19 protein-coding genes and 2 pseudogenes are annotated in these 19,735 nt (G+C 71.9%); 9 read left to right on the top strand and 12 right to left on the bottom strand.

The window, feature by feature from the left end:
- Positions 1 to 13 precede the first annotated feature (13 nt).
- Entirely contained in the window at positions 14 to 1,054 is a 1,041-nt protein-coding gene (locus tag HDC37_RS07515) for an SDR family NAD(P)-dependent oxidoreductase (protein WP_179559797.1), read from the top strand.
- Between the two features lie 117 nt (positions 1,055 to 1,171).
- On the opposite strand, the pseudogene HDC37_RS17135 reads toward HDC37_RS07515, so the two are convergent.
- The 3 genes and pseudogenes from HDC37_RS17135 to HDC37_RS07505 form a co-directional block, all read right to left on the bottom strand.
- Positions 1,172 to 1,831: pseudogene (locus HDC37_RS17135) on the bottom strand (NmrA family NAD(P)-binding protein); the annotation flags it as partial.
- Entirely contained in the window at positions 1,824 to 2,258 is a 435-nt protein-coding gene (locus HDC37_RS07510) for a MarR family winged helix-turn-helix transcriptional regulator (RefSeq protein ID WP_179559796.1), read from the bottom strand. The gene HDC37_RS07510 and the pseudogene HDC37_RS17135, both read right to left, overlap by 8 nt.
- On the bottom strand, positions 2,255 to 2,890 hold the full coding sequence (locus HDC37_RS07505) for an NAD(P)-dependent oxidoreductase (protein WP_179559795.1): 636 nt from the start codon (positions 2,888 to 2,890) through the stop codon (positions 2,255 to 2,257). Before HDC37_RS07505 ends, HDC37_RS07510 begins: the two co-directional genes overlap by 4 nt.
- A gap of 51 nt (positions 2,891 to 2,941) precedes the next feature.
- Between HDC37_RS07505 and HDC37_RS07500 the strand changes: the two genes are divergently transcribed.
- Positions 2,942 to 3,904, top strand: coding sequence for an ROK family protein (locus HDC37_RS07500; protein WP_179559794.1), 963 nt, complete (start codon positions 2,942 to 2,944; stop codon positions 3,902 to 3,904).
- A gap of 361 nt (positions 3,905 to 4,265) precedes the next feature.
- On the opposite strand, the gene paaE is transcribed toward HDC37_RS07500, so the two are convergent.
- The 9 genes from paaE to HDC37_RS07455 form a co-directional block, all read right to left on the bottom strand.
- A complete protein-coding gene (gene paaE, locus HDC37_RS07495; protein ID WP_179560071.1) occupies positions 4,266 to 5,387 on the bottom strand; it encodes a 1,2-phenylacetyl-CoA epoxidase subunit PaaE in 1,122 nt (373 codons plus the stop codon).
- Positions 5,388 to 5,437: 50 nt separating this feature from the next.
- A complete protein-coding gene (paaD, locus tag HDC37_RS07490) occupies positions 5,438 to 5,953 on the bottom strand; it encodes a 1,2-phenylacetyl-CoA epoxidase subunit PaaD (protein WP_179560070.1) in 516 nt (171 codons plus the stop codon).
- Between the two features lie 8 nt (positions 5,954 to 5,961).
- Positions 5,962 to 6,798 carry a 1,2-phenylacetyl-CoA epoxidase subunit PaaC gene (gene paaC, locus HDC37_RS07485; protein WP_179559793.1) on the bottom strand — a complete coding sequence of 279 codons (837 nt, stop codon included), beginning with the start codon at positions 6,796 to 6,798 and terminating at the stop codon, positions 5,962 to 5,964.
- Positions 6,795 to 7,100, bottom strand: coding sequence for a 1,2-phenylacetyl-CoA epoxidase subunit PaaB (paaB, locus tag HDC37_RS07480; RefSeq protein WP_179559792.1), 306 nt, complete (start codon positions 7,098 to 7,100; stop codon positions 6,795 to 6,797). The genes paaC and paaB overlap by 4 nt, the downstream gene beginning before the upstream one ends.
- A complete protein-coding gene (gene paaA / locus HDC37_RS07475; RefSeq protein WP_179559791.1) occupies positions 7,100 to 8,107 on the bottom strand; it encodes a 1,2-phenylacetyl-CoA epoxidase subunit PaaA in 1,008 nt (335 codons plus the stop codon). The genes paaB and paaA overlap by 1 nt, the downstream gene beginning before the upstream one ends.
- A 123-nt stretch (positions 8,108 to 8,230) precedes the next feature.
- A complete protein-coding gene (paaI, locus tag HDC37_RS07470; RefSeq protein ID WP_179559790.1) occupies positions 8,231 to 8,620 on the bottom strand; it encodes a hydroxyphenylacetyl-CoA thioesterase PaaI in 390 nt (129 codons plus the stop codon).
- Positions 8,621 to 8,625: 5 nt separating this feature from the next.
- The gene (gene paaZ, locus HDC37_RS07465; RefSeq protein WP_179559789.1) at positions 8,626 to 10,698 is read right to left on the bottom strand and encodes a phenylacetic acid degradation bifunctional protein PaaZ; all 2,073 of its coding nucleotides are present in this window, start codon (positions 10,696 to 10,698) and stop codon (positions 8,626 to 8,628) included.
- Positions 10,683 to 11,567: a 3-hydroxyacyl-CoA dehydrogenase family protein gene (locus HDC37_RS07460; protein ID WP_179559788.1), complete on the bottom strand. Its 885-nt coding sequence runs from the start codon at positions 11,565 to 11,567 to the stop codon at positions 10,683 to 10,685. Before HDC37_RS07460 ends, paaZ begins: the two co-directional genes overlap by 16 nt.
- On the bottom strand, positions 11,564 to 12,304 hold the full coding sequence (locus HDC37_RS07455) for an enoyl-CoA hydratase/isomerase family protein (RefSeq protein ID WP_179559787.1): 741 nt from the start codon (positions 12,302 to 12,304) through the stop codon (positions 11,564 to 11,566). Before HDC37_RS07455 ends, HDC37_RS07460 begins: the two co-directional genes overlap by 4 nt.
- A 209-nt stretch (positions 12,305 to 12,513) precedes the next feature.
- Between HDC37_RS07455 and HDC37_RS07450 the strand changes: the two genes are divergently transcribed.
- The 7 genes and pseudogenes from HDC37_RS07450 (at position 12,514) to HDC37_RS07420 (ending at position 19,731) form a co-directional block, all read left to right on the top strand.
- Positions 12,514 to 13,140 (top strand): TetR/AcrR family transcriptional regulator, encoded by a 627-nt coding sequence (locus tag HDC37_RS07450; RefSeq protein WP_179559786.1) that lies wholly within the window; start codon positions 12,514 to 12,516, stop codon positions 13,138 to 13,140.
- An 8-nt stretch (positions 13,141 to 13,148) separates the two neighbouring features.
- Positions 13,149 to 13,352 (top strand): annotated as a pseudogene (locus HDC37_RS07445) (flavoprotein); the annotation flags it as partial.
- Positions 13,352 to 13,858, top strand: coding sequence for a GNAT family N-acetyltransferase (locus HDC37_RS07440; RefSeq protein WP_179560069.1), 507 nt, complete (start codon positions 13,352 to 13,354; stop codon positions 13,856 to 13,858). The pseudogene HDC37_RS07445 and the gene HDC37_RS07440, both read left to right, overlap by 1 nt.
- A gap of 134 nt (positions 13,859 to 13,992) precedes the next feature.
- Entirely contained in the window at positions 13,993 to 14,880 is an 888-nt protein-coding gene (locus HDC37_RS07435; protein ID WP_179559785.1) for a metalloregulator ArsR/SmtB family transcription factor, read from the top strand.
- 55 nt (positions 14,881 to 14,935) lie between these two features.
- Positions 14,936 to 15,346: an arsenate reductase ArsC gene (locus tag HDC37_RS07430; RefSeq protein ID WP_179559784.1), complete on the top strand. Its 411-nt coding sequence runs from the start codon at positions 14,936 to 14,938 to the stop codon at positions 15,344 to 15,346.
- 113 nt (positions 15,347 to 15,459) lie between these two features.
- Positions 15,460 to 16,335, top strand: a complete 876-nt coding sequence (locus tag HDC37_RS07425; protein ID WP_179559783.1) for a PhzF family phenazine biosynthesis protein — start codon at positions 15,460 to 15,462, stop codon at positions 16,333 to 16,335.
- Between the two features lie 381 nt (positions 16,336 to 16,716).
- On the top strand, positions 16,717 to 19,731 hold the full coding sequence (locus tag HDC37_RS07420; protein WP_179559782.1) for a hypothetical protein: 3,015 nt from the start codon (positions 16,717 to 16,719) through the stop codon (positions 19,729 to 19,731).
- Positions 19,732 to 19,735: the final 4 nt, after the last annotated feature.

The raw sequence follows: 19,735 nt of genomic DNA, 5'->3' as shown, positions 1-19,735 counted from the left end.
CTATCGTGGGGCTATGACACAGAGTGACATCACGCCCACCGTCCTCCTCACCGGACCGACCCGGGGCATCGGTCGAGCGATGCTCCATCGTCTGCTGACCCACCCCGCGCAACCCCGCCTCGTGCTCCTCGCCCGCGACCGGGGCTCACTCGACGAAGCCGTGGCCGCGGCGCGCGCTGCGGGAGCCGATGCCCGCGGCATCCTCCTCGATCTCGCCGACCTCGACTCCGTCCGCTCTGCGCTCGAGAAGGTCGCCGCTCTCGTCCGCTCGGGAGAGGTCGCCACGATCGATGCGGCGCTGCTCAACGCCGGCGGACAGTTCCTCGATCGCCGTCACGTCAGCGCACAGGGGCACGAGCTCACGTTCGCCATCAACGTGGTCGCGCAGCATGCGGTGCTCCAGGGGCTCGTGCCGCTCCTCAGCCCGACCGGTCACGTCGTGCTCGCCGGGTCCTCCACCCATCGCGGCAAGCGTCAGTCCTTCGGTCTCGTGCCCGACCCCTTCTGGCAGGAGCCGGCTGAGCTCGCGATCCCCGACGACACCCCTCCAGGGACGTTCCGTGCCGAACGCGAACGCGGCGGCGTGGCGTACGCGACCAGCAAACTCGCGCTCGTCACCCTCTCCCACCCGTGGGCGACGCGGCTCGGCTCCACCGGACGGCGCCTCAATGTCTACGACCCGGGGCTCGTCGCGGGCACGGGTCTGGTGCGCGGCATGCCGGCCTACATGGACTGGGTGTGGCGCAACGTCATGCCGGCGATGGCAGTCCTTCCCGGGGCCACAACGCCGCGAGGCACCGCGCGCCACGCAGTCGCCCTCGCCCTCGGCGAGCGGCACCGAGACCGGCACGACGCCTACATCGAGATCGGACGCGAGACCCGGGCCGAGGCGGTCACCTTCGACGCCGGGCGCCAGTCACGTCTCTGGGCCTGGCTGCAGGATGCCACCGGCACCGTCGGGCATCCAGACATCCCTATGGTCGATCGCGAATTGCCGGAAGGTGATGGCGGGATGCCCGGTGAGTCGACGCACCATCCGATTGGGCAGCGCTGACACGTTCGCGCGGACGATGCGATAGATCATCCGCTGCACCTCGATGTACGCGGCGGGCGCCCCATCCGCTCGCAGACGATCGAGGTAGGCATCCTCGCGCGGACGGGCGTAGCGGATCTCTCGACCGAGGACATCGGTGAGTACCCGCGCGACGTCGCGATAGCCGAGGGCACGCTCACCCGAGAGGGTGTACGCCTTTCCGAGGTGCCCGTCCTCGGTGAGGACGCAGGCGGCGACCCGCCCGATGTCGCGCGCGTCGATGAAGGCGGTCAGCGATCGACCGGCGGGCACGAAGATCTCATCCCGGACCCGGATGTCGGCCGCGTACGTCGCCGAAAGGTTCTGCATGAAGAAGTTGGGTCGGAGGAAGGTGAACGGGACTCGCGCCTCTCGGAGCCTGGCCTCCACCGCGTGATGGGGTGTTCGGCGATTGACCTGGACTCCCTGCAACGACAGGAACACCACCTGGCGCACCCCCACTGCACGGCACGCGTCGATGGTGGGGAAGAGGAAGGTCCGGACATCCTCGATCTGCGGGGGACGCATCAGGAACACCCTGTCGACTCCCTCGAGGGCGCGCTGCGCGTTAGTCGGCGAACCGTCGAAGGTGAACTCGCGAACCGGCACACCCAGCGCTCGCGCCGACGGCGCGGCCGGATCGCGCACCGCCGCGACGACCTCGGCGCCGCGCGCGGCGAGCTCGGCGAGGACAGATGCGCCGACGGTGCCTGTCGCGCCGGTCACGAGGACCGCGCCCTGTCTTCTCCCCTCAGCCATCGCCGCCCACGCGGTGAAGAAGCCGGCCGAGCTCCGCCACCTCCGCATCCGACAGTTCGGACAGATGACCGCGCATGTCGTCGATGACCTGGGCTTCGAACCCGTCGACCTCTCTGCGCGCTGCGTCGGTGAGCCAAAGCGTCCGCGAGCGGGCATCGTCGGGGTGCGGTCGTTGGGCGACGAGGCCGACGCGTTTGAGACCCTCGACCAACTGGGTGACGGCACCGGGGGTGACGCCCAGCCGAGCCGCGAGACCCCCCGGGGTGACCGGGCTGGACGAGTGGGCGATGAGGTACAGCGCCTCCAGCTGCGACGAAGAGAGGTGCAGCTGAGCGAAGGGTCTCCGGCGGACTCCCAACACCCGTCGAACGGCGATGACACCCTCCAGAACGCGACCGATCGCGGCGTCGCGCGGCGCGAGAGTCATGCGCTGATGAACGGCATCGCGCCGACGAACCGGCGATCCTCCACCTGCGTGAGGATGAAATCGGCCAGGTCGTCGCGACTGATCTGCGTGCTCGCGTTCACCCCGACCCACCCGACCCGGTGGCTGCCGACCCCGGGTTTCTCGGTGAGGCGAGGCCCACGCACGACCGTCCAGTCGAGCCCCGACGCGCGAAGGACCTCGAGATGCCCCTCGGCGTCAGCGAGCACCTTTCCGGAGAGGACCTTCAGAAGGAACCGGATGACGCGGTCCGCCGCCTTCGGGCGATCGTGCTCGTCGTCGCGGAGACCCCCTCCCGAGAGGGTGACGATGCGGCTCACGCCCGCCTCCCGCATCGCCTCCACGATGACGCGGGTGCCGTCGGTCTGAAGGGTGGGGGGCGAGCCCTTCACCTGCCCGAACAGGCTCAGCACGACGTCGGCGCCGCGCACGGTCTCAGCGACGGACGCCGGATCTCGAACGTCACCGGGGATGATCGTGAGTCGCTCGGAGCTGACGACGACTGCGGCGGGATCGCGGACGAGAGCTCGGACGGTGTGTCCGGCGGCGAGCGCACGGTCGAGCACACGCCGACCGGTCTTTCCCGTTGCTCCGAAGAGGGCGATGGTGGTCATGCCTTTACTTTAGCCACTAAAGTACCCGTCGAGGGCGATAACGTGTGAAGAGTGACGGGTGAGCTGATCCTGGCGGTCGACCTCGGCGGCACGAAGGCGGAGTCGGCCCTCGTCGCCGTCGACGCGCAGGGGTTCGGGGCCGTGTTGCCGGGATCACGCCACCGGCAGCCGACGGGACGCGAGATCGGAGCCGAGGGCTTGGCCGGCGTCATCCGGTCCCTCATCGCGGCCACCCTGGCGCATGCGCCCGGATCCGTGGTCGGCGCGGGCGTAGGCTCCGCGGGTCCGATCGACTTCACTCGCGGCACGGTGAGTCCGCTCAACATGCCGGCGATCCGCGATCTCGCCCTGGGTGAGCTCGTCGAGGACGCGGCGGACGTTCCGACGACCCTTCGTCTCGACGGAACGTGCATCGCCCTCGCGGAGCACTGGCTCGGCGCGACACGCGGCGCCTCGACGTCGCTCGGGATGGTCGTCTCGACCGGAGTCGGGGGCGGGGTGATCGCCGACGGTCGCCTCGTCTCGGGGTCGACGGGAAACGCCGGCCATATCGGCCAGCTCCACGTCGTCGACCCGGTCGGCAGGGTCGGGAGCGCCGTTGAGTCCGGGGCGGGGACCGGGACCGGGACCGGGACAACGCTGGAAGAGACCGCGTCCGGACCGGCCACGGTGTCGTGGGCCAGGCGACGCGGCTGGCAGGGCCGGACCGGCGAGGACCTCGCTGCCGCCGTCGCCGCCGGCGACCCGATCGCCGACATCGCGACCCGGCGCTCGGCCGAGGCGGTGGGGCAGGCGATCGCCAGCGTCTCGGCGCTCCTCGACCTCGACGTGGTCGCGATCGGCGGCGGATTCGCACGCGTGCGACCCGACTACCTCGACCTCGTCGACGCCGCCGTCGTCCGGTGGACCGCGCTCCCCCGCACCCGACCGATCGCCGTGCGACCCTCGACCCTGTCGAACGATGGACCCCTTCTCGGCGCAGCGGCGCTGCGCGCCCGCACCGACCTGCTGTGACGCCCCGCCGCCCGACCGCGCCGCTGCGCGTCTCGGCCTCACCCGCCATTCATCCGTCGGATATGTACGCGTGGAGGCCCCAGGGGCGTACATCTGCGACGGACGAATGGGAGGTGGGCGCGTCCCCGACGGGGGTGCGGTGCGTACAAGCGCGGCGCGCGGCGCAAGCGCGGTGCGCGCAAGCGCGGTGCGCGGCGGTGACCCGTCACGCGCGCAACGACCGCAGCGGCGCATCATGGGCGGGGCCGGAACCCCGCACTCTCCTCCTTCATCCGTCGGATATGTATGCCTGGAGGCCCCACGGGCGTACATCTGCGACGGATGAACCGGGGCGGCCGCGCCGCGGGGCGACTCGGCCGCCTCACACGTCGTAGTCGACGACCACCCGCTCGGTCGTGGGGCGGGACTGGCACGTGAGGATGTACCCCGCGGCGATCTCGTCGGGCTCGAGCGCGTAGTTCTCGTCCATCGTGACCGCGCCGTCGACGAGCCGGGCGCGACAGGTACCGCACACACCGCCCGAGCACGAGTACGGCGCGTCGGGGCGCACCCGCAGCGCCGCAGCGAGCACCGTCTCACGCGCGTGGACGGGCGACGCGACGCTCGCGCTCAGCCCGTCGAGCCGCAGGTCGATGCGGTGCACGGGCTCATCCGCTCGCGGCCGCGGGGGTCGCGCGACCGGCGATGCCGGGGAACCCTCGACGCCGGTCGTGAACAGCTCGAAGCGCACGTGGTCACGCGGCACCCCGGCATCCGCAAGCGCCGTGCGGCACCGGTCGACCAACTCCAGCGGCCCGCACAGGAACCACTCGTCCACCGTGTCGGGAAGGACGACGTGCGAGAGGAGCCCCCGGATGCGCTCGTCATCGAGGCGTCCGGACAGCAGCGGTGCCGCGCGCTCCTCGCGAGAGAAGACGTGGTGCACCGCGAAGCGGGTCGGGTAGCGGTCCTTCTGGTCGGCGAGGTCGTCGAGGAACATGACGTCTGCCGACGAGCGGTTGGCGTACACCAGGGTGAACCGCGACGTCGTCGACCGACCGAGCACCGCGGTGGCGAGCGCCATGATCGGAGTGATGCCCGAGCCCGCGGCGATCCCGGCGACATGGGAGCCGTCGAGCTCGGCGAGCGAAGACGTGAACGAGCCCTGCGGGCTCATCACGTCGATGCGATCACCCGGTCGGAGGCCTGTCTGCGCCCAGGTCGAGAACCGGCCACCCGCGTCGCGCTTGATCGCGACGCTGATCGATCCGCGGGTCGGCGGTCGGCACAGCGAGTACGACCGGCGGACCTCCTCGCCGTCGAGGTGTGCGCGCAGGGCGACATGCTGGCCGGGGAGGAACGCGTACTCATCGTCGAGCTCGGGCGGCACGGCGAAGGTCACCTCGACCGCGTCGTCGGTGAGCCGGCGCACCCCGCTCACGTCGAGGGTGTGGAAGCGCGCGCGGCGACGCGTTCCATCACCGCCGCGGGCATTGGCGAGCAGGGTCTCGGCGACCTCGTCGGTCGCCCGGGCGGTGGTCACGGGCCGGCTCCTCAGTGCACCTTGAAGTGGTCGAACGGCTCGCCGCACTCCTGGCACTCGTACAGCGCCTTGCACGCGGTCGACCCGAAGCGCGAGACCTTGCGCGTACGGAGCGTTCCGCAACGGGGGCACGCCACCCCGAGCGTCACCGGGATGGGGCCGCGCACCGCCGCCCGGCCGGTAGGCGGGGCGATGCCGTACGCGAGGAGCTTGGCCTTGCCGTCCTCGCTCATCCAGTCGGTCGTCCACGCGGGGGCGAGCGTCAGGCGCACATCGACATGGGCGAAGCCCGCATCGGTGAGGGCCAGCACGACATCGTCGCGGATCGCGTCGACCGCGGGGCATCCGGAATAGGTGGGGGTGAGCGTCACGGTCACGGTGTCGCCGTCGACCTCGACATCGCGGAGGATGCCGAGGTCGGCGATGGTGAGCACCGGCACTTCGGGGTCGGCGACCGCCCCGGCGACCCGCCGGGCGGTGTGGAGATCCGGCGCCCGGCGGGTGGCGGCGACGTCGCGGACAGTCACGTGTTCGGTCACCAGGCCGCTCCCGGGTGGGCGCGGGCGAGCACCTGCAGCTCGGCGAGGATCCCGCCGAGAGCCGGGAACGGGATGCCGCGGCGACCACCGCCGCTCGACGGCGCGACGTCGGGGCGGTCGAGCTCTGCCTCGGCGAACACCGCGTCGAGCACACGGTCGACGTCGAGGCGCAGCGTGGACGGCCGCACCGCGATGCCGGCGAGCCGGTCGGTGAGGGGCTCGTCACGGAAGAGCTCGTCGACGTAGGGCCAGACGTCCGCGAGGCCCGCGATCATCCGCCGGCGGGACTCGTCGGTGCCGCCCGCGAGCCGGAGGGTCCACTGCACGGCGTGGTCGCGGTGATACTCGACCTCTTTCACCGCCTTGGCGGCGATCGCCGCGAGCGTCGCATCGGCGGAGGACTGCAGGGCGGAGTACAGGGCGAACTGGTAGCTCGCGGCGATGAGCTGGCGGGCGATCGTGTGCGCGAAGTCGCCGTTGTCCTGGCAGAACAGCCACGCGCAGCGGAACTGCAGGTCGTCGCGCCAGAACGCCAGGTCGTCCTCGCTGCGATCGTCGGCGGTGCCGGCGTAACGGAGGAGGGAACGGGCATGACCGAGCTGGTCGAGGGCGATGTTCGCCAGCGCCACATCCTCCTCCAGCTCAGGGGCTCGAGCCACCCACTGCATCAGCTGCTGCGAGAGGATCAGGGCGTCATCACCCAGCCACAGGGCGTACTCGGCGACGTCGCGCGACGCAGGCGCGGTATCGCCGCCGAGCAGCTCGGCGGCGAGCTCGTGCTCGATCACGTCGACGTGCGGGTGCGTCTCGACGGGCAGGTGGGGACCGGTCACAGGTGCGGCACCCCCTCGGAGGCGGTGTAGTACGACGCGTGGCGGAAGTTCTTGCCCGACGCCGACTCGAAGAACGCACCCTTCGCGTCGGGGTCGCTCGTGGTGATCGCCTCGGCTGGGACCACCCAGACCGAGGTGCCCTCACCCCGGCGGGTGTAGAGGTCGCGCGCGTTGCGCAGCGCCAGCTCGGGGTCGGGCGCGTGGAGCGACCCGACGTGGACGTGGCTGAGTCCGCGGCCCGAGCGCACGAACACCTCGAACATCGGCCAGGTCTCGCGGTCGGAGGATCCGGGGGTCGGCATCACGCCACCTCCCGCTCGGTGGGGCCGGTGGTTGAGCGAGCGACCTCATCGGTGGTTGAGCGACCGGAGCGAGTCGAAACCTCCGCCCGCTTCTGCGCATACGCCGCCGAGGCCTCCCGCACCCACGCACCGTCGTCGTGCGCGGCCTTGCGGTGGCGCAGTCGCTCCGCATTGAGCGGGCCACGCCCGGCGAGCACCTCGCGGAACTCGTCCCAGTCGAGCTGGCCGGTGTGCCAGCGCTGCGCGTCCTCGTCCCACCGCAGCTCGGGGTCGGGCAGGGCGACACCCAGGATCTCGGCCTGCGGCACCAGCATCCCGATGAAGCGCTGCCGCAGGTCGTCGTTCGAGAACCGCTTGATCTTCCACGCCATCGACTGCGCCGAGTTGGGCGAGGCGTCATCCGGCGGGCCGAACATCATCAGCGACGGCCAGTACCAGCGGTTCACCGCGTCCTGGGCCATCTGCCGCTGCGCGTCGGTGCCCTGCATGAGGGTGAGGAGGATCTCGAACCCCTGCCGCTGGTGGAACGACTCCTCCTTGCAGATGCGCACCATCGCCCGGCCGTAGGGACCGTAGGATGCGCGGCAGAGCGGCACCTGGTTGCAGATCGCCGCGCCGTCGACGAGCCAGCCGATGGCGCCCATGTCGGCCCAGGTGGGGGCGGGGTAGTTGAAGATCGAGGAGTACTTGGCCTTGCCGGCGATGAGCTGGTCGGTCATCTCGTCGCGGGTGATGCCGAGGGTCTGTGCGGCGGAGTAGAGGTAGAGGCCGTGGCCGGCCTCGTCCTGGACCTTCGCGAGCAGGATCGCCTTGCGTTTCAGGCTCGGCGCCCGGGTGATCCACCCGCCCTCGGGCTGCATGCCGATGATCTCGGAGTGCGCGTGCTGCGAGATCTGGCGGATGAGGGTGCGCCGGTAGGCGTCGGGCATCCAGTCACGGGGCTCGATGCGCTGATCGGCGGCGATGAGCGCATCGAAGTGCTGCTCCTCGCCGGTGAGGTCCGTCATCGTCGACTCCTTTACAGACCGCTCGTTCAGTAATTCTAGGCGCGCGGGGGCAGTGCGGCAACCCTTCGCCGCCGCCGAGTCGTTTCGTCTCGCTCCGCTCGCCCACCGACCGACGGGCGCGCGTCAGGCGTCGTCGAGACGCCGATCGGTGCGGCGCGCGTGCCCGCGGAACTCGGCGACGACCTCGCCGTCGGCGTCGGTCACCGTGACGTCGTACAGCCCGGTCCTCCCCCGGGTCACACGGTGGCGCGCCTCCGCAGTGAGCACATCGCCCGGCCGCGTGGAGCGGAAGAACACGATGTCGGCGCCGACCGATACCGTGACGGGCCCGTCGGGCTCGTTGCACGCGATGGCGAAGGCCGTGTCGGCGAGGGCGAACACCACGCCGCCGTGGGTGATGGCGAAGCCGTTCGTCATGTCGTCGCGCACCCGCATCCGGATCACCGCCCGCCCCGCCTCATCCACGATCGCCTCCATCCCGAAGGCGTCGAAGACCCGGTCCTGCTGCAGCATCCGTCTCACACCGACGCTCCCTCCTTCGCGACCAGGGTCAGCACGTCGTAGGTCGCGACGATCTCGTCACGCTGGTTGCGGATGACCGCGTCCCAGCGCACCTCGCCGTACTCGTCGGTCTCGCGCGGCGTGATCTGCTTCGCGGTGAGGACGACACGGATCTCGTCGCCCGGCGACACCGGCGTGACGAACCGCAGGTTCTCCAGGCCGTAGTTGGCGAGCACCGGGCCGGGCGCCGGGTCGACGAAGAGTCCCGCGGCCCACGACACCAGCAGATACCCGTGCGCAACACGCCCCGGGAAGAACGGGTTGGCGGCGGCGGCCTCCTCGTCCATGTGGGCGTAGAAGGTGTCGCCGGTGAACCGGGCGAAGGTCTCGATGTCGTCGAGGGCGACCTCGCGCGTCTCGGAGACGACCTGGTCGCCGATCCGCAGCTCGGCGAGCGACTTGCGGAACGGATGGGCTCCCCCCGGCTGCGCCTCGGCGCCCTCGTGCCACACGCCGGTGAGGGCGGTGAGCATCTCGGGCGAGCCCTGCACCGCGGTGCGCTGCATGTGGTGCAGCACCGCACGGATGCCGCCCAGCTCCTCGCCGCCCCCCGCGCGGCCGGGCCCGCCGTGCACCAGATGCGGCACGGGCGCCCCGTGCCCGGTGGAGGTGCGCGCGTTCTCGCGGCTGAGGAACAGGACGCGACCGTTGAAGGCGGCGATCCGGGTCATGAGCTCCACCGCGACATCCGGATCATTCGTCGCGACCGAGGTCACCAGCGACCCGCCGCCGCGGTCGACGAGGTGGGCGGCCTCGGCGAGGGAGGCGTACGGCAGCAGGCTCGCGACCGGCCCGAACGCCTCGATGTCGTGGACGGCAGGCGCGGTCGGGTCATCGAACCCGACCAGGATCGGCGAGACGAACGCACCCTCGGGCGCGGGCCCGACCGAGCCGTCGGCGTGGACGACCTCGGGGGCGTCGAGCGATCCGAGGAGGAGCGTCCCCCCGGCATCCTGCAGCGCCCGCACCTGCCGCACCACCTCATCGCGCTGCGCGCGCGAGACCACTGGACCCATCGTGACGCCCGCGGCGCGCGGGTCGCCGATCACGACCCTCTCGGCGATCTTCTCCCCCAGCGCCGCGACGACCGCGTCGACCGCGGCGGCGGGGACGATGGCCCGGCGTATGGCGGTGCACTTCTGCCCCGCCTTGGTGGTCATCTCCACCAGCAGCTGCTTCACGTACGCGTCGAATTCGGGCGTGCCGGGGGCGGCATCGGGGCCGAGCACCGAGGCGTTGATCGAGTCGGTCTCGGCGGTGAACCGCACCCCGTCGGGGGTCTGCGCCCGCAGGCGTGAGGCGGTCGTCGCGCTGCCGGTGAACCCGACGAGGTCGCCCAGGCGCAGCGCGGTGAACAGGTCAGGAACGCTGCCGCTCACCAGCTGCAGCGACCCGGCGGGGAGGCGTCCGGTCTCGGCGAGCATGCGCACCCACGCCTCGGCGATGTAGGCCGTCGGCGAGGCGGGCTTGACCACGGTGGGGACGCCCGCGAGGAACGCCGGGGCGAACTTCTCCAGCGCCCCCCACACGGGGAAGTTGAAGGCGTTGATCTGCACGGCAACACCGGGAAGACGCGTGTAGACGTGACGCCCGAGGAACGATCCGTCCTTCGACAGCGGCTCGATCGGCCCGTCGACGTAGACCTTCGCGTTCGGCAGCTCGCGGCGCCCCTTCGAGGAGTAGGTGAAGAGCACACCGATGCCGCCGTCGACATCGCTGAGCGAATCGCGCCGGGTGGAGCCTGCGCGCTCGGAGAGGGCGTAGAGCTCGTCCTTCCGCCCCTGCAGCACGAGGGCGAACTCCTTCAGCAGCACCGCCCGCTGGTGGAACGTCAGCGCGCCGAGGCTCTCCTGCCCGACCGTGCGCGCGTGCTCGAGCGCCCCGGCGAGGTCGAGGCCACGGGTGCTCAGGCGCACCACCGGCTCGCCGGTCGACGCGTCGCGTACGACCGCGGCGACCTCATCCTCCGCCGGCGTCCACCAGCCGTCGCGGATGTAGCTGGGAAGGATGTCGGTCACGGCGTGCTCCATTCGTAGAAGCCTCGCCCGGTCTTGCGGCCGAGGTGACCGTCGGCGACCATGCGGCGCAGCAGGTCGGGCGGGGCGAAGCGGTCGCCGAGGGTGGCGTGCAGCTCTTCGGCGATGGCGAGTCGGACGTCGAGTCCGACGATGTCGGTGGTGCGGAGAGGTCCTGCGGGGTGGCGGTAGCCGAGCTCCATGGCCGCGTCGATGTCGGCCGGGCTCGCGACCCCGGCCTCGACCATGCGGATCGCCTCGAGCGCCAGCGCCAGACCGAGGCGGCTGGAGGCGAAGCCGGGGGCGTCGGAGACGACGATCGGGGTCTTGCCGATCGCGTCGACCCATCCGCGCGCGCGCTCCACGACGCCGGCCGCGGTGGCGTCACCGACGACGATCTCGACCAGGCGCGAGGCGGGCACGGGGTTGAAGAAGTGCAGCCCGAGGAAGCGGGCGGGATCCTGCAGGGTGTCGGCGAGCGCGGCGATCCCGATCGAGGAGGTGTTGGTGGCGATGACCGCGTCGCGCGCGACGATCGCCTCGATGCGCGCGAGCGCGTCGCGCTTGAGGCGGCGGTCTTCGGGCACCGCCTCGACGACGAGCCCCGCCCCGGCGAAATCGGTCACGTCGGTGGAGAGATGGACGGATGCCGCGAGCTCGGCCTCGCTGCGATCGGTCGCCCCGCGGCGGGTCGAGTCGGCGATGCTCGTGAGGATGCGACCGCGCGCCGCCTCCGCGGCCTCGGTGTCGCGCTCGACGACGGTCACCTCGGAGCCTGCGAGGAGGAATGCGTGCGCGATGCCCGCGCCCATCCTGCCGCCGCCGAGCACCCCGACCCGCGGGGGCGTTGCGACAGGGCGGGGCGCTTCGTCAGCGGCAGTCATCGGGCTCTCCGCTCGAGGAAGGCGGTCATACGGCGCATCTTCTCAGGGCTCTCGAACAGCTCCGCTTGGAATTCGTTCACGAGGGCGGGCTGGTCGAGCGGTTCGGCCTCCAGCACCCGCTTGGTGTACCGGGTGGCGAGCGGATCGTTGCGGCCGATGCGGTCGGCGAGCCTGTGCGCGGCGTCGAGGAGCTCGTCCGGCGGATGCAGCGCCGACACGAGCCCCCACGACAGTGCTTCGTCGGCGTCGAGGATCCGTCCGGTGAGGAGCATCTCCGCGGCGCGCGCCTCGCCCACGATCGCGGGCAGCCGCCAGGTCGCCCCTGCGGCCGCGATGATGCCGAGGCCGGTCTCGGGATTGCCGATCTTCAGCCTGGGCGTGGCGATGCGGAGGTCGGCGGCGTAGGCGAGCTCGGCCCCGCCGCCCAGCGCGTAGCCGTCGAGTGCCGCGATCACCGGCATGGGGAGGGCGCGGATGCGGGTGAACACGGCCTGGTTGATCGCCCGGCGGGCGTCGGCGGCGCGGCGGTCTCGCAATTCGGCGATGTCGGCGCCTGAGGCGAAGACGCCACCGCAGCCGATCAGGATGAGCGTGCGGGGCTCTCGCTCGAGATCGGCGCAGACCGCGTGCAGGGCGTCGACGGTGGCCTGATCTATGGCGTTCCGGACCTCGGGGCGGTCGAGCGCGACGACGGTGCGGTCGCCGGCGTGCTCGACGCGGAGGGGTGAACGGGTCATCCTGGGCCTTCCGCTTCGTCGCGAACGTGTTGCAGACCGATCGTTCAGTAATTCTGTCAGGCGACGGTTCCGCCCGCAACGATGCGGTGGTCGTTGAGCGAGGAGCGCAGCGACGAGACGAAACGCAGCACCCCGACGTTTCGTCTCGCTGCGCTCGCTCAACGACCGAGGCGCTCGCCCGACGACCGGGAAGATGCCAGAGTGAGCGGGTGACGAGCCAGCCCGCATCCGCCGACGCCGCCCCCCGCGGACGACGCGGTCGCCCGGGAAACGACCGGGAGCACGTGCTCGCCGTCGCGGTCGCCCTCTTCATCGAGAAGGGGTACGACGCCACCTCGGTCGCTGACCTGGCCGACCGGCTGGGCGTGACGAAGTCGGCGCTCTACCACCACTTCTCCTCCAAGGAGGAGCTCCTCGGCCTCGCCCTCGACGACGCGCTCACCGCCCTCGAGGGAGTACTCGCCGAGCCGTCCGCCGACGCCGGCGCGCAACTCGAAAGGGTCATCCGGGGCGCGGTGCGCGTCCTGGTGCAGAAGCTGCCGGAGGTGACGCTGCTGCTGCGCGTCCGCGGCAACGGCCGGGTCGAGCAGGCGGCCCTCGAGCGCCGCCGCGCCTTCGACCACCGTGTGAGCGAGGTCGTCGCCAGCGCTCAGAGCGAGGGGATGCTGCGCCCCGACGTCGACGCCGCCGTCGCCACCCGACTGGTGTTCGGCATGGTGAACTCGCTCACCGAGTGGTACCGCCCGGGCGGCCCGCTCGACGCCGATGCACTGGCAGACACGGTGCTCGCGACCGCGCTCGAGGGCCTCCGCCCCCGCTCGATCAGAGCGCCGTGAGCGCCGAGCTGCGGCATCCCGAACCCGGCTTCTTCCTCGCCGGGATGAAGTCCTACGGGCGGGCGCCGACGTTCCTCCTCGCCACCGGCTACGAGCAGGTCCGCTCGATCGTCGCGTGGATCGCCGGCGACATGGCCGCCGCGACCACGGTGGCCCTCGCCCTGCCGGCAACCGGGGTGTGCTCGACCGATCTCGGCGGTTCGTGCTGCTGATGGTCTCGGTGCGGGCGATGACGGCGGACGATTGGCCGCGCGTGGAGCAGATCCTCGCCGAGGGCATCGCCGAGGGAGAAGCGACCTTCGAAAGCACGGTGCCGACGTGGGAGCAGTTCGACGCGGGCAAGATCGCTCACCCCCGGCTCGTCGCTGACCTGGACGGCGAGGTGGTGGGCTGGGTGGCCGCGTCGCGCGTGTCGACGCGCGAGGTGTACCGGGGCGTCATCGAGCACTCGGTGTATGTCGACTCCCGGGCTCGGGGCCGCGGGATCGGCGCAGTTCTGCACGGGGCATTCCTGGATGCCGCCGACGCGGCCGGCTACTGGACGGTGCAGTCGAGCATCTTCCCCGAGAACACCGCGAGCCTGCGCCTGCACGAGCGCGCCGGGTTCCGGGTCGTCGGCACGCGCGAGCGGATCGCGCAGTCGACCAACGGCCCGCACGCCGGCCGGTGGCGCTCGACCGTGTTCCTCGAGCGCCGCTCGACCCGCAACGGCGTCTGAGCGTCGCCTCCGCCACCCGTGACGCGACCGTCCGTCGGAGATTCGCATCATCGTCGGACAGCGGGGCCGTCAGCATCCGACAAACGGTGGATTCGACGATATCCGTGCGACCGGCAGCGCATAGACTTGCGTCTATGGGTGCGGGGACGGATGACGCGGGGTTGACCCTCCTCGCCGACCCCACCCGCGCCCGAATCGTGCGGATGATGCGCGACAGCGCCGACGGGCGGGTGCTCGTGGGCCGCGTCGCCGAATCGCTCGGACTCCGCCAGCCCACGGTCAGCCACCACATGTCCGCTCTTCACGCCGAGGGCATCGTGCAGCGCGAGAAAGACGGCAGGCGGGTCTGGTACTCCCTCGACCCGGCGCACGAGGAGCGCGTGACGACCCTCCTCGGTCCCCCGCCGACCGGGGGCGAGGCGGACCTCTCGCGCGTCATCGACGACCTGACCGCGCGCTACCGCGGGGTGTTCAGCCCCGAAACGGTCGCCCGCTACGTGACCGACAGTCACCAGATGCTCATCGCGGCCGGGAGGCCCGCCCTCGAGGTGTCGCGCACGGCCTCCTTCGCGGCATCCCGCCTCGATGACCTGACCCGGATCGATGGCCACCCGCCCGACCGGCCGTCGGTGCTGTTCGTGTGCGTCCAGAACGCCGGGCGTTCGCAGATCGCCGCGGGCATCCTCCGCCAGCTCGCCGGCGACCGGGTGATCGTTCGAAGCGCGGGGTCTGCCCCCGCCGCCGACGTGCGCTCCTCGATCGTCTACGCCCTCGACGAGATCGGGGTGCCGATCGGCGGCGAATTCCCGAAGCCGCTCAGCGACGAGGCGGTGCGCGCCGCGGACTGGGTCATCACGATGGGATGCGGCGATGCGTGCCCGGTCTACCCCGGTCGCCGCTACCTCGACTGGGACCTCGAAGACCCCGTGGGCAAACCGACCGCGACCGTGCGCCGCATCCGCGACGACATCGAGTCGCGCGTGCGCGACCTTCTTCCGGAACTCGTGACGTCGACCGTCTAGCTCATAAATAGATCACGGTCTATGCTTTTCTCATCCACCGAGAAAGGAGGACCGGATGTCCGACAAGCCCACCGTCCTGTTCGTCTGCGTCCACAATGCTGGCCGGTCGCAGATCGCCGCCGGATTCCTCCACGCACTGGCCGGAGACCGCGTCGAAGTTCTCTCCGCCGGGTCGGAGCCGAAGGATCAGGTCAACCCCGTAGCCGTCGAGGCGATGGCTGAGGAGGGGATCGACATCGCGGGCCGGCAGCCCAAGGTGCTCACCGTGGAAGCCGTCAAGGAATCCGACGTCGTCATCACGATGGGATGCGGCGATGCCTGCCCGATCTTCCCCGGGAAGCGGTACGAGGACTGGGAGCTCGACGACCCCGCCGGTCAAGGCATCGACGCCGTCCGGCGCATCCGCGACGACATCCGGGGCCGCATCGAGACCCTGCTCACCGAGCTCGTGCCGGCGAGGGGCTGAGCACCGGCAACCTCGTCACGTCGCGGCGAACGGCGACGGCCCCGGCTTATCGAGAAGCTGATCCATCCGGGCGCCGGCGCTGTTGCGACCTTCCTGACGCGTAGCGTAGGGGGGTGGCTGCCGCACGACCTCTCGCACCGCGCGTCCAGCGCTGGGCCGCCTTCTCCTCCGACCCCGCCGGCGGCAACCCCGCGGGGGTCGTGCTGGATGCGGACGGGATGTCGGATGACGAGATGCTCCGCGTCGCAGCCGAGGTCGGCTACTCCGAGACCGCCTTCGTGACCCGCGACGACCAGGGCGCCCTGTCGATCCGCTACTTCTCACCCCTCGCCGAAGTTCCCTTCTGCGGCCACGCGACAGTGGCGACGGCGGCGGCCCTCGCCGAGCTGCGCGGCGCCGGAGCGTACTCGTTCACCGCACCCGTGGGGCGCATCGAGATCACCGTCAACGACGACGACGCGGACCGCGTGGTGCGCTTCACGAGCGTCGTCCCCTTCGTGGAGGATCTCCCCGCCGATACGCGCACGCGCATCCTCGAGGTCCTCCACCTCGAGGATGCCGACCTCGACCCCGCGCACGCCGCAGCGCTGCCCTTCGCGGGCAACCGGCATCCGCTCCTCGTCGTGCGTTCGAGCGCCACCCTCGACCGGATGACCTTCGACCCCGCCGCGGCGCGCGCCCTGATGGACGCCGAGGGATGGCCCGCCACGATCATCGTCGCCTGGCCGGAGACGGCCGACCGGTGGCATGTACGCAACGTCTTCCCCGTGGGCGAGATCAGCGAAGACCCGGCGACAGGGGCCGGCGCGGCCGCCCTCGGCGGGTATCTGCGGGAGACGCGGGCGGTGACACCGCCGCAGCGCATTCGGATCTTCCAGGGGACCCACGTCGGACGACCGAGCGAGCTGACGGTGGACATCCCCGCCGCGGGCGGCATCGTCGTGTCCGGCTCGGCGGTGCGCCTCCCCGACCCGGCGGTCCGCGACTGACCGGCGGATCGACACGTCCTCGCCGCTGTGCTCGCGTCCGGTTCGGTGGCGGGCTCCGCCTCCCCGCCCGTCGCCCCCCGTATCGCCCGGCCTGTCGCCCACCCCGTGTCGGGGTTCTGCAGGTCCTGTCTGCGCGGACAACGGCGCTCATCTCACCCCACCCCTGACGATTCGGCAGTGCTCCCGCGTCGGCCGCCCGAGTCGGCTCACCGTCGACAGCCCCGCCACCGGCGGGATCGTGGTGTCGGGCTCGGCGGTCCGTCGGCCCGACATCGCCCTCGCCTGACGGCGACCCCGCCGCTTCTCCCGCATCGTTCCCTCCCCGAGAGAAGGCGCGCCGCCCTAGACTCCCCCTCACACACAGAAGTGAGGCCATCCCTAGTGCTGGCACTGCGGCGCGCGCGTCCCTTCGTCCCGGTCTTCGCCGCGGTCGTCGTCGTCGTCGCGCTGGTCACCGGGGCGGGCGTCGTGATGCTCTCCGGGATGGATGCTGCGGCGCAGGCGGGCACGCGCGCCGCGCTCGACCTCCGCGCCGGGGCCGATCTGGCCCTCGCAGCCCGCCTCCCCCTCGCCACGGACGAGGTCGACCAGGACGAGCGGGTCCGCGACGCGATCGCGGGGGCTCTGCCGCGCGATGCCGACTGGCCCGTCCTCCGGTCGGTCTCCGCGGAGATGCCTCTCGGCGAGCCGCAGGAGGACCGCGCGGCCCTCGTGCTGCGGGGCGTCGACCTGGGCGGCGCTGTCGCCGTCGCCGACGGGCGCGCGCCGGCCGGCGAGAGCGAGACCATGATCCAGGCGGATGCGGCGGCCGGCTTCGGCCTCGGAGTGGGCAGCGAGGTCGTCCTGGGGGGTGTTCCCGTCAGGGTGGTGGGAACCTGGCGGGCGATCGACGTGCGCGATCCCGCGTGGGTCGGCGACGATCGCATCACGAGCGGTCGCGGGTCAGAACCCGCCTTCGTCCTCGCGGAGCCGGACTGGTCGGACTTCGCCGACGCCCGCCCGCGGGTGCAGTGGGTGATCGCCCCGACGCCGGGGACGCTCACCGTCGGCGACCTGGCGCAGACACTCCGGTCTTGGCCGACGCTTCGTGTGCGACTGGCCGACAACGGGGTCGAGGTGACCGGGCTCTCCACCCCGGGACGCTTCACCGACACCGCGCAGGCGGTGATGGCCGACGTCGATCGCGCCCGCGCGCTCGTCCCGGTCTCGATCGCACTGCTCTTCGCGGCCCAGTGCGTCGCCCTCGTCGCACTGACCCGATACCTGGCGCGGCGACGCCGGTCGGAGTACGCGCTGCTGTGGGCGCGTGGTCTCTCGGCTTCGCCCGCCGCCGCGACCGCCGCACTCGAGGGTGGAGCGTGTGCCGCGGTGGGCGCCGTCGTCGGGGCGGCGCTCGGCTCCCTGATCGCCGAAGGCACCCCCGTCGCGGAGATTCCCCCCGTCGCCACGACGCTGGCGGCGTCCGCGATCGTCGTGTCGGCCCTCGCGTCCGGCGCCGCCGCGCTCCGCGTATCGGGACCGCCCCGTGCGCCGGGTGCACGGAGGCGGCGCCGACGCGCAGGGGCGCCGTTGCTCGCGACCCTGGTGGGTGCGGCAGCGGTCCTCTCGGTCTGGCAGCTCCTGCTCTACGGCTCACCTGTCGTCACCTCCCCGGACGGGGCTCTGCGAACCGACCCGCTGACTGGCGTTGCGCCCGCTCTCCTGCTCGTGGGTGTCCTTTTCGCACTGCTTCTCCTCATCCCCCCGGTCGCCACGACCGTCGACCGGTCGGCATCGGCCCGCTTGCCGAGCGGAGCGCTGGCGGGACGACTCCTCCTCAGACGGATGCCGCAGATGACCGCCGCGCTCGCGGCGGTCGCCCTCGCTGTCGGGTCCCTCGCGACGGCCGCCTCTTACGGCCAGACGTGGGAGGAGGCCTTCACCGAGACGAGCGCCCTCCGTGCAGGAGCCGATGTGCTGATCGTCTCGGGGCGAGGCGGGTTCACTCCGACCGACCTCGATGCCGTCGCCGCGGCCGCCGACGTGGGGAGCGCCTCGCCCGTCCAGCTCTCCGCGCTGCAGCTCAGCGACGGCACGGGGGCGCTCGTCGCCGCCGACGTCACCGCGCTCGCCACTCTGCCCACCGCAGCCGGACAGGTCATCGACCCGAGATCGCTCGCCGCTCGCGTGGGGGTCGCGGCTCCCGGACCGGAGCTGCCGCCGGCACTTCGCACCCTCGCCCTGCGGCTTCCGGTCACCGGACTCGCCGTCCCGCCCGCGCTGTCGCTCCTGCTCCTCGACGAGAACGGCACGCTTCGCGTCCTGCCAGGGACGGTCAGCCTGTCCGACACCGCCACAGGGGCGGAGCTTGATGCGCGGTTCGATCTGCCACCCACCGGATCGACGACGCGGCTCGTCGGCTGGAACGTCGACCTCCCCGACGGAGCGATCGTGGGATCCGAGGCGGTCGTGGGCCCCGCGACGTTCCTCTCAGACAGCGGTGACCCGGTCTTCGCCGATCGCGCCTGGGCTGCGCGCGTCGGTGACGTCCTGGCCCCTCCCGACCCCCTCCCCGACGGCGGGTTCCGCGTCGTACCGGGAGTGACCGAGGTGCGGATGGCGCAGACGGGCGAACCCGCACCCCTGCTCGAGGAGCCCCCGGTCGCGATCTCCGCCGCCCTCGCCGACCGGTACGGTCTCGCCGTCGGCGACCCCATCTCCTTCGGCATCGAGCGCGTCGCCCGTTACACCGGGGTCGTCGCCGCCATCGTGCCCTCGATTCCCGGCACGGCAGAGCCGGTGGCACTCTTCGTCGACCTGACGGTTCTGCAGATGGACGCGATCCTCGCACCGCGCAGTGTCGTCCCGCCCACGGCCATCTGGGTGGACCAGACCGGTCCGGGTGCGGCCGCCGAGGTCCGACGGGTGATCGCACCGAGCGCGACCGTCCTCACCGCCGCCTCGGACGACCGCCGCACGATCCTCGCCGCTCCTGCCGAGGCGATGACCGTCGTCGCGATCGTGACCATCCTCCTCAGCGCCCTCACCCTGGTCGTCGTCGCCGGCGGCGAGCGCCGCAGCCGTGTGTCCGAGGTCGCCGCCCTGCGCGCGCTCGGCCTCCGCCCCACCGCCCAGGCCGCGCTTCGCGGCCGCCAGTGGACGGGGACTATCGTGATCGGCCTGCTCATCGGTGCGGTCGCCGGCTGCGCCGTGGTGCTTCTGACAGTCCGTGCTCTGGCGCGGGCCGCCGTCCCTGATGCGGCCCTCGCCCCCGCGATGTCGATCCAGGTCGATTCCGCTCTTCTCAGCGCGGGGCTGTGCGCGCTCGTCCTCCTGGGCGCCGCCGTCGTCGCCGGGGTGGTCGTGGCCGTTCGCCGCGACGCCCGGCGGATCCGCGGCGACGGGAGCAGACGATGAGTCG

Source organism: Microbacterium sp. AK009 (genome assembly GCF_013410955.1).
GTDB lineage: Bacteria > Actinomycetota > Actinomycetes > Actinomycetales > Microbacteriaceae > Microbacterium.
The sequence above is the reverse complement of the archived record's forward strand: the minus strand, read 5'-3'. Positions and strand labels throughout refer to the sequence as shown.

Excerpts from the sequence above, each read along its gene's own strand:
- HDC37_RS07515 (WP_179559797.1), top strand. The coding sequence starts at position 14 with ATGACACAGAGTGACATCACGCCCACCGTCCTCCTCACCGGACCGACC.
- HDC37_RS07510 (WP_179559796.1), bottom strand. The coding sequence starts at position 2,258 with ATGACTCTCGCGCCGCGCGACGCCGCGATCGGTCGCGTTCTGGAGGGT.
- HDC37_RS07505 (WP_179559795.1), bottom strand. The coding sequence starts at position 2,890 with ATGACCACCATCGCCCTCTTCGGAGCAACGGGAAAGACCGGTCGGCGT.
- paaB (WP_179559792.1), bottom strand. The coding sequence starts at position 7,100 with ATGCCGACCCCCGGATCCTCCGACCGCGAGACCTGGCCGATGTTCGAG.
- paaA (WP_179559791.1), bottom strand. The coding sequence starts at position 8,107 with ATGACGGACCTCACCGGCGAGGAGCAGCACTTCGATGCGCTCATCGCC.
- paaI (WP_179559790.1), bottom strand. The coding sequence starts at position 8,620 with ATGCTGCAGCAGGACCGGGTCTTCGACGCCTTCGGGATGGAGGCGATC.
- paaZ (WP_179559789.1), bottom strand. The coding sequence starts at position 10,698 with ATGGAGCACGCCGTGACCGACATCCTTCCCAGCTACATCCGCGACGGC.
- HDC37_RS07460 (WP_179559788.1), bottom strand. The coding sequence starts at position 11,567 with ATGACTGCCGCTGACGAAGCGCCCCGCCCTGTCGCAACGCCCCCGCGG.
- HDC37_RS07455 (WP_179559787.1), bottom strand. The coding sequence starts at position 12,304 with ATGACCCGTTCACCCCTCCGCGTCGAGCACGCCGGCGACCGCACCGTC.
- HDC37_RS07440 (WP_179560069.1), top strand. The coding sequence starts at position 13,352 with ATGGTCTCGGTGCGGGCGATGACGGCGGACGATTGGCCGCGCGTGGAG.
- HDC37_RS07435 (WP_179559785.1), top strand. The coding sequence starts at position 13,993 with ATGGGTGCGGGGACGGATGACGCGGGGTTGACCCTCCTCGCCGACCCC.
- HDC37_RS07430 (WP_179559784.1), top strand. The coding sequence starts at position 14,936 with ATGTCCGACAAGCCCACCGTCCTGTTCGTCTGCGTCCACAATGCTGGC.